The 14811-nt window shown below is 54.0% G+C and carries 8 protein-coding genes and 1 pseudogene; 5 read left to right on the plus strand and 4 right to left on the minus strand.

Going from position 1 to position 14811, the window contains the following annotated elements; genetic code table 11:
- The first annotated feature begins 370 nt into the window (after positions 1–370).
- Complete coding sequence (locus tag PFEN_RS07670; protein ID WP_191486297.1) at positions 371–559, plus strand: DUF2892 domain-containing protein; 189 nt, start codon at positions 371–373, stop codon at positions 557–559.
- 88 nt (positions 560–647) lie between these two features.
- On the opposite strand, the pseudogene hrpB reads toward PFEN_RS07670, so the two are convergent.
- Positions 648–2798: pseudogene (hrpB, locus tag PFEN_RS07675) on the minus strand (ATP-dependent helicase HrpB); the annotation flags it as partial.
- A 92-nt stretch (positions 2799–2890) separates the two neighbouring features.
- On the opposite strand from hrpB, the gene PFEN_RS07680 reads away from it, so the two are divergent.
- The 3 genes from PFEN_RS07680 to PFEN_RS07690 are packed head-to-tail and all read left to right on the plus strand — an operon-like array spanning position 2891 to position 7540.
- Positions 2891–5179, plus strand: coding sequence for a hypothetical protein (locus PFEN_RS07680; protein ID WP_191486298.1), 2289 nt, complete (start codon positions 2891–2893; stop codon positions 5177–5179).
- Positions 5163–7238 carry a site-specific integrase gene (locus PFEN_RS07685; RefSeq protein WP_191486299.1) on the plus strand — a complete coding sequence of 692 codons (2076 nt, stop codon included), beginning with the start codon at positions 5163–5165 and terminating at the stop codon, positions 7236–7238. The genes PFEN_RS07680 and PFEN_RS07685 overlap by 17 nt, the downstream gene beginning before the upstream one ends.
- A complete protein-coding gene (locus PFEN_RS07690; protein ID WP_191486300.1) occupies positions 7235–7540 on the plus strand; it encodes a hypothetical protein in 306 nt (101 codons plus the stop codon). The genes PFEN_RS07685 and PFEN_RS07690 overlap by 4 nt, the downstream gene beginning before the upstream one ends.
- 134 nt (positions 7541–7674) lie before the next feature.
- Here PFEN_RS07690 and PFEN_RS07695 read toward each other — a convergent pair whose 3' ends face one another.
- Positions 7675–8652, minus strand: a complete 978-nt coding sequence (locus PFEN_RS07695; protein WP_191486049.1) for an IS5 family transposase — start codon at positions 8650–8652, stop codon at positions 7675–7677.
- A gap of 381 nt (positions 8653–9033) precedes the next feature.
- On the opposite strand from PFEN_RS07695, the gene PFEN_RS30530 reads away from it, so the two are divergent.
- Positions 9034–10449, plus strand: a complete 1416-nt coding sequence (locus PFEN_RS30530; RefSeq protein WP_224770914.1) for a tyrosine-type recombinase/integrase — start codon at positions 9034–9036, stop codon at positions 10447–10449.
- A gap of 594 nt (positions 10450–11043) precedes the next feature.
- Here the strand turns inward: PFEN_RS30530 and PFEN_RS07705 are convergent.
- Both PFEN_RS07705 and PFEN_RS07710 read right to left on the minus strand, forming a co-directional pair.
- A complete protein-coding gene (locus tag PFEN_RS07705) occupies positions 11044–12528 on the minus strand; it encodes an HlyD family type I secretion periplasmic adaptor subunit (RefSeq protein ID WP_191486301.1) in 1485 nt (494 codons plus the stop codon).
- A gap of 15 nt (positions 12529–12543) precedes the next feature.
- Positions 12544–14742, minus strand: coding sequence for a type I secretion system permease/ATPase (locus PFEN_RS07710; RefSeq protein WP_191486302.1), 2199 nt, complete (start codon positions 14740–14742; stop codon positions 12544–12546).
- Positions 14743–14811: the final 69 nt, after the last annotated feature.

Below are 14811 nucleotides of genomic sequence, written 5' to 3' on the forward strand. Positions count from 1 at the left end.
CCGTTGTGGCACTGCCACCCCGCCAATAAACACTGCCAGTGGCAGTCATTGACAGGCGAGTACAGCGATACTCAGTCCCTGAACCCAAACCAAACCCTACAAAATCAATCAGATGATTCCAGCCGCCAGTACATTCTTTACCTGGCAGACTTGTTGCTTTGTTACTCAAGTCAGCTTCAAGTGCGAGCGGCGCGGCAAACGCCCTGCTGAGAAGATAGACCATGAGCGTGAAGTTACACGTCGTCTGTTCCGGCCCCCCGGGGCAATCCTGGTGACTGGGCACGGGTAAGTCGTCGTGTTGCGCTTGGCCAGGCCGGCATATTGTTTACTGCGCTGGAGACCCGGCGTAGCCATTGATCGGGAGATCGCCATGAACGCAAACATTGGAACCATTGATCGTAGTCTGCGCATTGTCATCGGCCTGCTGCTCATTGGCCTCAGTCTGTCGGGTGTGATCGGTTGGTGGGGCTGGATCGGCGTGGTGCCGCTGGCCACCGGCATTTTCAGTTTCTGCCCGGTCTATAGGCTGCTGGGCATCAGAACCTGCAAGCGCGGCTGAAAGACAACCGTTGCACAGTGGCGGGCGCCTGGGGCGCCCGTAGTCGTTTATAGCGGCGTGGTGTCGAGTGCGTTTTTGGATCAAGCCGTTATGCTTTCCGCGGCTTCACTCTAGCCGTGGCCTCGGCGACCAAAGGGTCATCCGGCCAATAGTGCTTGGGATACCTGCCCTTCAGATCCTTCTTCACTTCGGCATAGGTGCTGCGCCAGAAGTTCGCCAAATCCTGGGTCACCTGTACCGGGCGCCGGGCTGGCGACAGCAGGTGCAATTTCACCACCTGACGGCCCCCGGCAATCCGTGGCGTCTCGGCCAGGCCGAACAATTCCTGCAAGCGCACCGCCAGGATCGGCGGCTGTTCGCTGTAGTCCAGGCGAATCGACGAGCCCGAGGGCACGCTCAGATGATGTGGCGCCAACTCGTCCAGCCGTTGCGGCAACGGCCAGGGCAACAGGCCGTGAAGAATCCCGGCCAGCTCCAGGTTGGCGAAATGACTCAGCCGCGAGACCCGCCCCAGATACGGTTTGAGCCACTGTTCAAGGGTTGCCAGCAAGCTCTTGTCGCTGACATCCGGCCATTCGCTCTGACCCGGCCCGTCCAGGTCCAGTTGGCGTAACAAGGCCACCCGCGCCTGCCATTGACGCAGTTCCGGGGTCCAGGGCAACAGCTCCAGGCCCTTGCGCCGAACCAGATTGACCAGTGCCTGGCTGCGCGCCGCCTCGTCCAGCCCGGTCAGGGGTTCGCGCCCGAGGATCAGTTCGCCGACCTTGCGCTGGCGCTCAGCCCGCAGCACGCCTTCGCGCTCGTCCCAGTCCAGTTGGTCGAGCATGCTCACCTGCTCGGCCAGCACCGTGTCGAACAGGCCCGGATCGAACTCCGCCGCCAGGTAGATACGCTCTTCACGCTGGCCCTGACGGCTGCCCAGGTCGGCCACCACCAGCCAGGGTTGTTTCATCAGGCTGTCGGTTTCGCTGAACAAGGCCGCCCGACCGTTGGCCAGCCGATACTCCGCGCTACCTTCGCGCCGCTGTTGCGCGACCCGATCCGGATACGCCAGGGCCAACAGCGCGCCCAGCCAGCGCGGGTGATCCGGGTCGGCCACCGGCTCGCTGGCCGAGCCGCGCAAATAGCCGCGATACTGTCGCGCCAGTTGCCGAGCCCGCTGCACGCCGCCCTGGGCACCGCGTGTCGCCCGCGCCTCCCCAACCAGCAGGGCCAGCCGCGTATGCAGGTCGGCCCCACCGCCACGCTGGATATCCCGCTCACCCAACAGCGCCGCGACATCACAGGCCATGCTCGCCAGCCCCAACGCCTGCCCGCGCAACAGCAAATGGGCGATACGCGGATGGGCCGGCAACTCGGCCATGGCCTGGCCATGATTCGTCAAGGCGTACTCGGCGTCGCCCTTGCCAACCAGCGCACCGAGCCGCTGCAGCAGGTCCTGTGCCTGGGCATAGGCGGCGGCCGGTGGCGCATCCAGCCATACCAGTTCGCCGGGGGCCACGCCCCAGCGCGCCAACTGCAAGGCCAGCCCGGCCAGGTCCGCCTGGAGAATTTCCGCGCTGCCATAGGCCGCCAGCTGTTCATGCTGGGCTTCGGACCACAAGCGATAACACACTCCCGGTTCCAGGCGTCCGGCCCGGCCCGCGCGCTGGGTGGCGCTGGCCCGGGAGATACGCTGGGTGTCAAGGCGGGTCATGCCGCTGCCGGGATCGAAGCGCGGCACCCGCGCCAGGCCGGCGTCGATCACCACCCGCACGCCATTGATAGTCAGGCTGGTTTCGGCGATGTTGGTCGCCAGCACCACCTTGCGCTTGCCCGCCGGTGCCGGCTCGATGGCCGCGCGCTGGGCCGCCAGGTCCAGCTCGCCATGCAGCGGGCACAGCAGCACATCGGCGCGTCCGTTCAGACTTTCCTCCAGTTGCTGGTGTACCCGGCAGATCTCCGCCTGGCCCGGCAGGAACACCAGCAGGCTACCGTGTTCGGCGTCCAGCGCCTCGTGCACGGTCTGCACCACTCGCGGCTCGATGAATTCGCCGGGCTGAAAGGCCCGCCCCCAGCGCATCGCCACCGGGAACATACGGCCCTCGCTGCGTACCACCGGTGCATCACCGAGCAGACTGGCCAGGCGTTCGCCCTCCAGCGTGGCGGACATCAGCAGGAGCTTCAGCGGCTGCTCGTCGCGAAACATCTGCCGACCGTTGAGGCTCAAGGCCAGAGCCAGGTCGGCGTCCAGGCTGCGTTAATGCACTTGACCGATTGCATGTTCCTATCAAAATCTAACAAACATTTTAAATACAATATCTTAGCTGCATTCAGAACGAGCAGAATCAATTGACAATCATCAGAAAAACCGCGTACCTAGCCAACTACCCGTTCAGGGCACTGTCGCGAGAGGTCGTCGCCTTGATGGAGCGCATAGCTGAAGGCTACAAAAGCCCATCGGCGGTGCTGATCAAGCTCTTCGAATGTTACTGCGATCTGCAGGGCGCGAAGGTTTCGTACATCAGCTTGTCCAGTCCCTCGTACCAAAAGCTGGCTCGAGGCTTCTTGGGGGCTCTGGAGGGCACCGATTTCGTTGACAACGGCGAATTGTCTCGGAGGGTGTTCATTCGTGCGTTCGCAGAAACCCACAACCTCATTCGAGCAGAAATACCTGGCATGGAGGAGCTGAGGGTTGACCCAGACAGCATGGCGAGCAACGTCTCGCTGTGGCAGGCGCAGCGCTCCAAATTGGATGAAGAAAGCCTTAGGTACTGGAATGGGTGGGGAATCCCCTCTCAGAAAAAGGGGCGGGAGTATTTCCTCTACCTGCCGTGCTTGTGGGTAAGCCACGGTAAAGAATTTACTGAGGAATTCTATCGCCACTGGCAGCTTCATTTTAAGAAGTATGCTCAACCTCCATACACGGTGTTGAACAAGATGGCCAAATACCTTTCGGAACACGGCGAAGATTGGCCATCCGTAACGTTCCAGCATCCCCGGATGATCAAGGCGTTCTTCTTGGCTTTCATGAAGGATTTCTTCCTCACTGCCCACAAGCAAAAGAACAACATTAACTCACAGATCCGAAGCTGGAACTCGTTCATCACCCAATGCGAGGAGACTTTCATCGAAACGGGCGTGTGGGCAATGCCATTTCAAGGCGGCCTTCCCAAGCCCATTGCAAGGCCTGACCTGGGCATTGGAACACATAAGAAAATGCGCGAAGATGGTGTTGTGGTGCATGAGAAGCTGATTACGCCAGTTCCCCTTCACGTGACCGACGAGGAAGCAATCGAGATCATCTTCCACAACATCGAATCTGACATCTCGGTCGTTAAACTATGGGCCACTGAACAATGCCGACAGCTTTGGTCTAGAGTTCAGGAGCGTAAAGCGCTAGCTAAACTTGGCGAGCCCATTCAGCGGCGTGGCAGTACAAAGTCAGTAGAGCAATTGGGCCTGGAAAATATCTGCGCTACGTTTGAGCAAGATGGGTTTCAAACCGACAAAACCTATTTGACGACCCGTTTCGGAAGCGGCAACAGGGTCGAGGTAGCCAACCTGCTTGGCCTTCCAACTTCCGATAAACTTTTCCCCTATCAGTGTTTGCTTGTGATCCAGCACCCAGAGATCACTCCAAGTTTTCTGCTCAAATTTTCTCTCTTTGACGACAATGGGGACTATATCGGATTTATTAAAAACGATACCGGCGCCAACCTCATCGGCTACAAAGATCGCAAAGGCAAAAATCGAAGTGAGCAGGTGATTGAGCTCACCGCTGAGTCCCAGCAATGGATCGAAGAGATTATCGAGATCACTGAGCCGTTGAGAAAGGTTCTGCGCAAGGAAGGAAACCCCATTTGGAAGGAACTATTTATTAGTTGCGGCCTGGGCTTTTCCCCTCCAAGCAGCTCGACTATCCCTATCTGGAACAGCTGGAGGTTCGAAAAGCATCCCAAGGTTTATGAAGACCTGCGGCCTCAATTCGCCCCTTACGAACACCTGTTAAGCTGTGGCTTGCAGCAGTTCCTTGATAGACTAACTCTTACGACTATCCGTTCGTCCTGCGGGGTGGAAGTCTATCTGCGTACAAAAAGCGTTGTCGAGATGTCCAAAGCACTCGGGCATACGCGCTATGACGCTGAATTGCTGAAACGGTATCTCCCTGATGCGATTCTGGCGTTCTTCCAGTCTCGATGGATTCGTATATTCCAGCGCAGCTTCATATGCGAGGCGATGAAGGACAGTCCTTACTTGCTTGAGGCAACAGATTTCGCCAGCATGAATGAGCTCCACACTTTCCTGAAAAACCATGCGCTGAAGGACATTCCAAGTTATCTCGTAAACCCTGAAAATAAGCCGAGCCCAAAACAAATCGAGTCACACAAGAGCCATGTCTACATTTCGATTGATGTAGGGATCATGACCGCTATGCTTTCCCTTGAAGCAGCGGTTAGGAACCCCAAAAAAGACCAAGAAGTGTGTGGCCTTGCAAGGTATTGGGCAGATGTTTCCAAAGCTGTAAGCGACGAAATCGAACGCGGCAGCGACCCTCTGCTAAAAGAACACCTCAACGTTGCCAGGACTCACTGTAATCCGTCTCAAATGGAGAAAGTTATTTATGTCGCTGCCGCCTGAGTTGGATTTCCTTGAGGTCTTTTTCGTTGACCCATACCAAGCTGCCAGATCGGCTGAGTGGTTACTCAGCGACTTCGATGCCAACGTCTGGGAGTATAGTTTTGGCTTCAAGGAGCCGAAATATATCGATTGGGATGTGAAACTTAACGACGGGAGCAGCCTGATCGATAAAAAGAATAAAGAGCTGCTGGACGGCTTAAAATATTTCCTCACTGGCTCAACTCATGCCAATACGGCTCCGGGCCCAAAACTCCAATGGGCCAGCGAGCTCGCGCGTGCAGTTCATATCGTCGACTTTCTGCTATTGAACGCCGAACAATTCAAGCTAGCACAATATGGGCTAGCTGGATTGGGCCGAGATAAGTTGAAGTTGATTTTATCAGAAATCGGCTCTAGCAAAGACACTGCCGAGTCTATCTATGGCTGGTCAAAGCGCATGTCGCTTTACGGCCTCAATCTTGCCCTGAAAACTAGCAAAATTGAAATTGCACTCGCGATTGCCCAATGGCCTGAGTTGGCAATCATCACTCCAGAACAGATTGATGAAAACACACTGGACATACCGCTCGAATTGATACCTCAAGTTAGGGCTGCTCTACACTTGAAGGGATTGTACCGTGCGTCTCGTGAAAAAGGACATACTCCAAATTCTGTACGGCTGTCGAACGAGATTTACAGAAATACACTTAGAGGTAGGTTTGAGGATAAGCCTGTCATTAAAACCCTGGCCGTCCAAAACGGTGATGACTTCGTTCGAGAATATCCTCCGATCCCCGTCGCCACGGGAGCCCGAGACAAAATGGGTGATATCAACTTTAGCGAATATAGAAGGACGCTCTACGGCCTCGGAGGTCTTCATCACCTTGGGGTACCTGCGCCATCAACAGAGGACTTGGTAAGCGCCAAGAATTTCACTATTGATACGGCGAGCGCTGGTAGATTCCGCTCGCTACCTTCCCAAGTCGTTTTCAGTGCCGTCAGAAATTCCATTGAGTTTTATCTCAAGCATGGATCAAAAATCGTAGACGGGTTTTGCCGTACAATAATGTACTGCAAAAAGGAAAATATCCCACTGAGCAAGTTGACAGACCAGCAATTCCAAAAGGTGGTTGGTGAAGACTTGACCTCATTAGGCGTCGAGAAACTTGGAATCTCGCGGCGAGCGGTTGACACGCCGTATGCCAGCGAGCTAAAGGGAACCAAATCCGAGTATTTTACGAAACTGCGCTCCAATCATGGATTGATTGAGTTAGTGAAGATACTCATTGGATGCACTCAGGTTGTTACTGGGGCGTTGATGGGCCGGCGGATCGGTGAACTGCGGGATCTGCATGCCAATGATTGCCTGGATGTCTCAGAGCAGTGGCTGGTGTTTGTCAACCGAAAAAGCACCTACAACTTGTTCGGTGCTCGGCAAGTGGAAGTGAGGCCAATCGAGCCAATCGCCGTGAAGATGATTAAAAATCTGGTCAGGATGCAGAAAATCTTGAAACGGGTTGGGTTCATTAGCGAACTCCAAGGTCTCTTCGCAAGCCCTTCCGGTAAGGGCAATGCCGTGTTTACCAAGACCTCTGTTTATAGCTTCAACCAGAATCTCGACTTGTTTTGTGATTACTTCGAAACCCAGACGAACGAAGACGGAAAGCGTTATTACATTCGCCAACATCAGCTTCGCAGGTTCTTCGCCATGCTGTTCTTCTACTCCAGCAGCTTCGGTGGACTTGAAACTCTGCAATGGATGCTAGGACATACCGACGTGAAGCATGTCTGGCATTACCTCACCGAGTCTATGGACGGCGCCACCCTGCGTGGGGCAAAAGCGCAGTTTGTGGCCGAAGCACTCCACTGCGGCGATGTAGCCAGCTTTGAAAGCTTAGCGGCCCTGTTGAAAGCTCGCTACGGTACTGAGGATTTCACCATTGTCGACACCGAGGAGCTCGAAGATTACCTGTCAGATCTGATGGAAGAAGGCTCCTTGGAGATTGAGCCGGAATTCATTGAGGACGATGAAGGCCAGCGCTTCAAGGTAGTAGCTCGTGTCAAGCAGGTGGCAGCATGAAGAAGACTGATGCTCGTGTAGAGCGCAACACATCGGCGCTTTTCACACTGGTTGAGTGCCTGGAAAAAATCCGTAGGGTTCCCGACAGCTTTAAAGGCAACAAAGAACTGGTGGCAGCCCTGAAAAGTCAGAGTTCAACGGCAGCTCTGAGCTTCAGTTTCACAGTGGGCGAAGAGACGAAAACAACTACCCCTGTCAGCCTGAACACGCTGAAGTCTTATGCAGAAAGTAACCTGCCTACGGGTTTCAACGGGTTGAATAAACTTCGTGTCGCGGCCCTTGAAGCGCTAGGGAAGGTCTGAAATACCCACCGATTTCTGATGCCCTCATTGGCTGAGGCTCAAAAAATTCTGAGTCGGTCGAGCAGCAGACCCTTCCTGTCTTTAACTCACGGTTCTTACCTCTGATCGTACTGTTTCAAGGCGTACGGTCCGCATTACAGACGCACCTCTCCCGCATTCATCAACCGTTTTCGCACCATCCACAGATTCGATAAGGCAAACAGTGTGGTCAGTTGTGCTGTGTTTTTCGCCAACCCGCGATAACGTACTTTCGTATGGCCGAACTGGCGTTTGATGACTCGAAACGGATGCTCGACCTTGGCCCGTATCTGAGCCTTCGCACGTTCTATTCTTCGATACACTTGTGTGATCAGGCTCTTCTTGCCGTGTTTCTTAAACGTGCTGGGCCGGGCGGCAATCGACCAATACATCTGGCGTCCCTGGTGCTCAGGACGCTTCTGCACACCGGTGTAACCCGAATCGCCACAGACGTACGTTTCCTCACCCTGCAGCAACTGATCGACCTGCGTGACATCCGCCACATTCGCCGCCGTGCCCACCAGGCTATGGACCAGGCCGGAGTCGGCATCGACGCCAATGTGCGCTTTCATCCCAAAGAAATACTGGTTTCCTTTCTTCGCCTGATGCATCTCAGGGTCGCGCTTGCCCTCTTTGTTCTTGGTCGAACTCGGCGCGTGAATAATCGTGGCATCGACCACCGTGCCTTGGCGCAGCATCAGGCCACGATCACCCAGATAACCGTTGATGACCTGCAAGATCCCACTGGCCAACTCATGTTTTTCCAGCAGCCGACGGAAGTTGAGAATCGTCGTTTCATCGGGAATCCGGTCCAGGTGAAGTCCTGAAAACTGGCGCAAGATCGTCGTTTCGTAGAGCGCTTCTTCCATCGCCGGGTCGCTGTAGCCGAACCAGTTCTGCATTAGATGAACCCGCAACATCGCCATCAGCGGGTACGCCGGACGGCCGCCTTCACCTTTTGGATAATGCGGTTCGATCAAGGCAATCAGGCCCTTCCAGGGTACGACCTGATCCATCTCAATCAGGAAGCGCTCACGCCGGGTCTGTTTGCGTTTACCGGCATACTCAGCATCGGCAAAGGACATCTGTTTCATCGGGGCTCAACCGTTCAGTGTGGACGAGACGGGTATTTCACCAAATTTGGAAGTGTTTTTCAGAGTTTCCCTAGAGGCCTCAGAACGACGCGAGGCGCGCTCCAATAAGCGAACCAAGGTGGGTCTGTCGCTACGAGTCGCAGAACTGGAGCAGAAACTAGCCTTGCACCAAAAAACAAACCTGACACTGCTTCATGCTCTGGGCAATGCTCGCGATCACATCAAAAGTGTCAGGGATGCTCCAAACGCTAGTGTCAGGTCACTAAGGGCTCAGGAGGCCATCAAGGCGCTGACAGCGATGGTATCGCTGAACGCCCCGCCTTACGACAAGCTTCCTGCCCCTGATGGCCCTTCTGTTGTAAACCTGGATGAATACAGAAGATGACGAAGCAAAGCCAAAACCAGCTGTTCTCAATCTTGGATGAGATGACGCTGTATTCCCACATGGCGCTGGGCACGATTGAGACAAGGGCATTCAACAGTGTCCCATTCGTGACCTGGCCGAACGGTGCGCCCTGTGTGCCGGTGAATCAGTACATTCTGTCGATGATGGAGCGGCCTGGTCGTAACGGCAACCGCAACCTGTCTACACGCGGATCTAAAGGCGGAACCCTCGGCGAGTACGCCTCCAAGATAAGCCACCTGGTTCGTTATTGCTATCATGCCAACATCGACTTTATTCACCTGACTGACTCCAAGTTTACAGAGTTTATCGACTCACTTAGAGACGAAAAGTCTCGACTTTACCCAACCGAGAAGAAAAGAACTGAGCCTACAATTCTGGGCATAGGTCGTGTTTGCCTAGCCTTCCTGGAGTTTGTTGGTAGGCTTCACGAGAAGCCAAGTTTTGTCGCTGTTGGCGGGACAATCAGAATCACCATGCACGCCTTTACGGTTAAATATCGTAATGGCCGCACATTGAAAAAAGAGTATGCGCATCATCATTCGCTAAGCCTTGGGGGACGAATTCGGTCAATATTCCCGATTTCTGACAAGAACATAAAGCGCCTGAGGGACGCGGTAGACAGCCATTCTAAATCGCGATTTATTGATTCCAGAAGAAAGATTATACTTCTCCTGTTGGAGCACACTGGTGCGCGCAGGGGGGAAATCTCGAGAATATTAGTTAAAGACATCCTTGATGCGCTGGAGATGGATGAGCCAATGCTTAGGCTAGAGACTTGGAAGCAAGGGGTGTCTAGCCAGCGTCTCATTCCCGTTCACAAAATGGTTCTCAGTGATATCAAAAAACACATCGACATCATGCGCAGGAAGGTCGTCAAGGGGAAGGTAGACGATGGCTTTCTATTCATATCACAAAATTCTGCAAAGGGGATATCTCCGGACACAATCAGCTCAGAAATTTTTCTCCTGAAAAAGGCAGCAGGCATTAAAGAAAAAACATCTCCACATATGTTCCGGCACGCCTTCATTACGAATAAATTTGTCCAACTAATTAAACAGCATGAAATGGAAAATCCTGATCAATTCAGGCAGTCCTTGCTGAGCAGCAAAACCTTCATTACCGAAGTAATGATGTGGACTGGACACAAGTCTGCTGAGGCTGTTGAGCGCTACATTCACCTGGCATTCAAGAGGGTCGCTAACTACGCTGCGACAGTATCGTCAGTGCACTTAGCTTCAGCCATGCAGCTGTTTGACCGTAAGCAGCGGGAGCTGTTGAATCGACTGAAGACCGATCTCAGCGTTGAGGAATATGAAGCCGAGTTGCTGGAGCTGCAACGCCTAAGGGATGAGGACTTTGAGATTGCCGGCAGGCGAGTGAGCTCCAATTGAATCTCACCTTGGGCGCCGGACTTGTGGGGCTTGCCCCTCCGGGGACGGCTCTCGTGAACCAAGCCCTGGCTGCGCCCGGTTTTGGCCCTGCCGGGCTTCCATCCTCAAGCCTCTGGCCCGTGGTGGGCCGGCGCGCTCCGCTTGCAGTCGTGACCGATAAATGGGTGTCCGGTTTCATTAGACCACTACACCTGGACGATCTGGGCTTTGAAGGACTTGGAGTAGGAGCGGCGCGTCGATGGCATAAGAAACCCTCTTAAAAGTGCTGGACTTGGTGTCCACCACTTTGGCGGACACCATTGTCTCGAGCGGCGGTGTCAGGAAGGTGTGCTGCCCGGAGGGTTACTGATGAAAGACAAAATCGTCGGCCCCTTTTCCGAGATGCGAAATTACACCCCACTTGAGCAGTCGCTTGCATTGCATTTGACCAGGATCCTGTATTCAACTTGATCACCATTTGCATTCGATATGACAAGCGAACGTACCGTGCGCATCGGCAGATCACGGCTGGTTCTGTTGAAAAAAGTCAGATTTCAGCTCGTCTGAGTTTAGATACAGCCACCACCGGAGTACCTACTCACCACATTGAGTGGTTTACCTTTCCCTTAAGCTCTCATCCTTGTATTGCATCAGTGGACTCAAGAAATAGTCGATCAAGCGGCGCCTGCCGGTTTTGATTTCCACTGTCACCGCCATGCCTGGGGTCAGGTTGATGGTTTTGCCATCGACATCCATTGTGTTTTTTGCCATCTGCACGCGCGCGGAGTACACGAGACCAGAAGGTTTATCGCGGTTGTCTGCACTATTGGTTTTACTGTCGTTGGCTTGCGTTTGCTTGGGGTCTTCCTGCACCGCGTCATTGGAAACCCGCAGTACGGTGCCGTGAATCGTCCCATATTTGGTGAACGGAAACGTTTCGATTTTGATCTGTGCGTCTTGTCCTTCGCTCACAAAACCGATGTCCTTGTTTTGCACAAACGCTTCGACGTCCAGTGCGTTGTCTAACGGCACGACCTCCATCAATTGCTGCGCTGGGGTCACCACGCCACCAATCGTATGAATGGCGAGTTGTTGCACGGTGCCATCGACCGGTGCGGTCAGCGTCATGGCTTCACGATGATTATTGGCTTTAATGTAATCCTGTTTGTACTCCCCCATTTTTTGTTCGGCATCGTGCAGTTGATCGAGCTGTGTACGCTGCGTTTCAGCTGTCAATGCTTCTTTTTGGCGTTGGGTGGTCAGGATCACGGCATCAAGCTCCTTGAGTTTGGCTTTGGCTGAAGCAAGATCTCGTTCCATCTCGATACGAGCCTGTTCTTTATCTAAATAGTCGTGCCGAGCCACATAGCTTTTATCGAGCAAGTCTTTGAAATCGCTTTCGCGCTGAGCGGCAATCGGTAGCGTCGCTTCCAGTTTGTGTTCATTTTCGAGTATCGAGGCACGCTCGGATTCGTGTTGGGTTAGCTCCGCGCTGAGCTGTTGCAATTTGGTACGGTATTCCGCGTATTGCCCGGCAGCCATACGCTGCGCGGCTTTGTACTTCTCTGGCTCGGCTCCATTGAGTGGGTCGTTCATAGCAGGAACAGTATTGTTGTGCGCTAGCGCCTCCAGCACAGCCCGTGCTCGTGCTGCATCAAGTTGAGTTTGTTGCCAATCAATATGAGTGCGATCAGTGTCGGCTTGTGCCGTGGTGGCATCCAGCTCGATTAACACATCACCGGCCTTGACTGTCTGTCCGTCGTTGACATAAATAGCTTTAACAGTCGCTGTTTCCAGCGGTTGAATGATTTTGGTATGCGCGTTTGGAATAATTTTTCCGCTGGCTGTGGCGACGATATCGACCTTGCCGACAATCGACCAAATCAACGCGATCACCGCGAAGACAATAATTAATTGCATAGCAACGCGTGGTGCCGGATGTACCGGCGTTTCCTGTAGCGACAAAGCCGACGGCAGAAATTGCAGTTCGTGCGACAGACGTGGTGGCGGATCCATTTCTGCTCGGCGCGCCCAAGCGTAACCAAAATGAGTGGTATAGCGTTTGAGTAATTCGCTTATAGCATCCCAGCGCAGATTCATTTGGTTTAAAGCTCCTTAACCTTGCTGCATTCGCAGTAAGCGCGCGTAGTGCCCGGCTTGGTGTGTTGCCAATTCAGCATGCGTGCCTTGCTCGACGATCTGGCCACGATCGAGTACGACAATACGGTGGGTGTGGCGAACGGCCGATAGCCGATGCGCGATGATGATCACGGTGCGGCCTTGGCAAATGGCTTGCATATTATTTTGAATAATCCGCTCGGATTCATAATCGAGCGCACTGGTCGCTTCGTCAAAAATCAAAATGCGCGGGTTGGTGATTAAGGCGCGAGCGATGGCTACGCGCTGACGTTGGCCGCCGGATAAGCTTGCGCCGTGCTCGCCGACCATGGTGTCGTAGCCTTCGGGCAGTTCTAAAATAAACTCGTGCGCACCGGCTAGCTTTGCAGCATGAATGACAGCATCGAGTGGGGCACCCGGATCAGCCAACGCAATGTTTTCGCGTATGCTGCGATTGAACAAAATGTTTTCCTGCAGTACGACGCCGATTTGTCGGCGCAGCGATGAAGGATCGGCGAGCGCGAGGTCCATGCCGTCGACCAACACACGTCCGCGTTCGGGCACATACAGCCGCTGCAACAGACGCGTTAACGTGCTTTTGCCAGACCCCGAACGCCCAACAATACCGATCGATTCGCCGGGATGAATCACTAGGGAAACATCGCGCAGAATTTCCGAGCCATCGGGCCGGTACCGAAAACTTACCTTGTCGAATTCGATAAGGCCTTTCAGTACGGGCAGCGCGCTGCGATTGCTGTTCGCGAGTTCGGAGCGCGTATTGAGAATATCTCCGAGGCGCTGCACCGAAATACCGATTTGCTGAAAGTCCGTCCACAATTGTGCCAGACGCATAATCGGCTGCGCCACACGCCCGGCCAGCATATTAAATGCGATCAATTGGCCAACGGTGAGATCGCCGCCGATGACCAACCGCGCACCCAGCCACAGCGTGGCCACCGTTACCAATTTGCCAATGACACCCACAGCTTCACGTGCAATGGTGCCGAGGCTCGCCGTTCTGAAACCCGCGGCAATGTACGCGGCCATCTGATTGTCCCAGCGCCGGATCATTTGCGGCTCTACTGCCATCGATTTAACGGTATCGATGGCAGAAATGGTTTCGACCAGAAACGATTGATTCTCGGCACCGCGATTAAATTTTTCATTTAGGCGCGCACGCAATAACGGCGTGATGCCAACAGAAACCAACACGTACAGCGGCATTGAGATCAATACAATCAATGTTAGCCAACCGCTATAGAACAGCATCACGGCGATAAACACGACCGAGAAAAACACATCAAGGATTAGCGTCAGTGTATTACCTGTGAGAAAGCTGCGAATGTTTTCCAACTCGCGTACACGTGCGACCGAATCGCCAACCCGTCGTGACTGAAAATACGCTAACGGCAACTCCAGCAAATGCCGAAATAAACGCGCGCCCAATTCCACATCGATACGGCTGGTAGTATGCGCAAATACATACGTACGCAGTCCACTCAAGGCGGATTCGAACAGCGACACCACAAGCAGGCCCACTGCAATAACATCAAGTGTAGAAAAGCCACGATGGACCAGCACCTTGTCCATCACTACCTGAAAAAAGAGCGGTGTGACCAAGCCGAACAATTGCAGCCCGAAGGAGACGAGTAAAATCTCACCGAGCAATTTACGGTATTTGACGACGGAGGGAATAAACCAGGTGAAATCGAATTTCGACAGCTCACCTGCCATCAATGCACGTGACGTGAATAACATCAGTTCGCCGCTCCAGCGTGCATTTAACTCCTCAATAGAGAGTTGTTGCGGACGCTGCACACGCGGATCGTGAATCAGGACTTTATCGGTTTCCGCGCGCGCGATAATAAAAAACTGCCCATCGACATCGATGGCGATCGCTGGCAGCGGCGTACGCAATAAACGCGAACTGTCGGTGCGCACCGGTTTCGCCTTGAGCTGCAGCTTTTTCGCAGCCAGCAAAATATCGGACTTGCCGAACGGATGCTCATCAGGCTGGAACTCGTGGGCCAGTTGCTCGGGCTCTGCTGCAACATTGTGATAACGGGCCAGCATCACCAAACAGGCCAAACCGGTATCGATCGACTTGGGTGGTGGTGTCTCAGACTCAGTGGGCGGTAAAGGCGTGCCATTCCCGCCGTCCCTGTCATCCGCGGCGCTGGGGTTGTCGCCTTCCATGAAGTACTCCGTTGTTATTCAAACACCACCGCTTCAGATTAATGAGGCGGTGGTGTTTTTAGCCAGGCT

It is taken from the genome of Pseudomonas sp. FEN, assembly GCF_904067045.1.
Taxonomy (GTDB): Bacteria; Pseudomonadota; Gammaproteobacteria; order Pseudomonadales; family Pseudomonadaceae; genus Aquipseudomonas.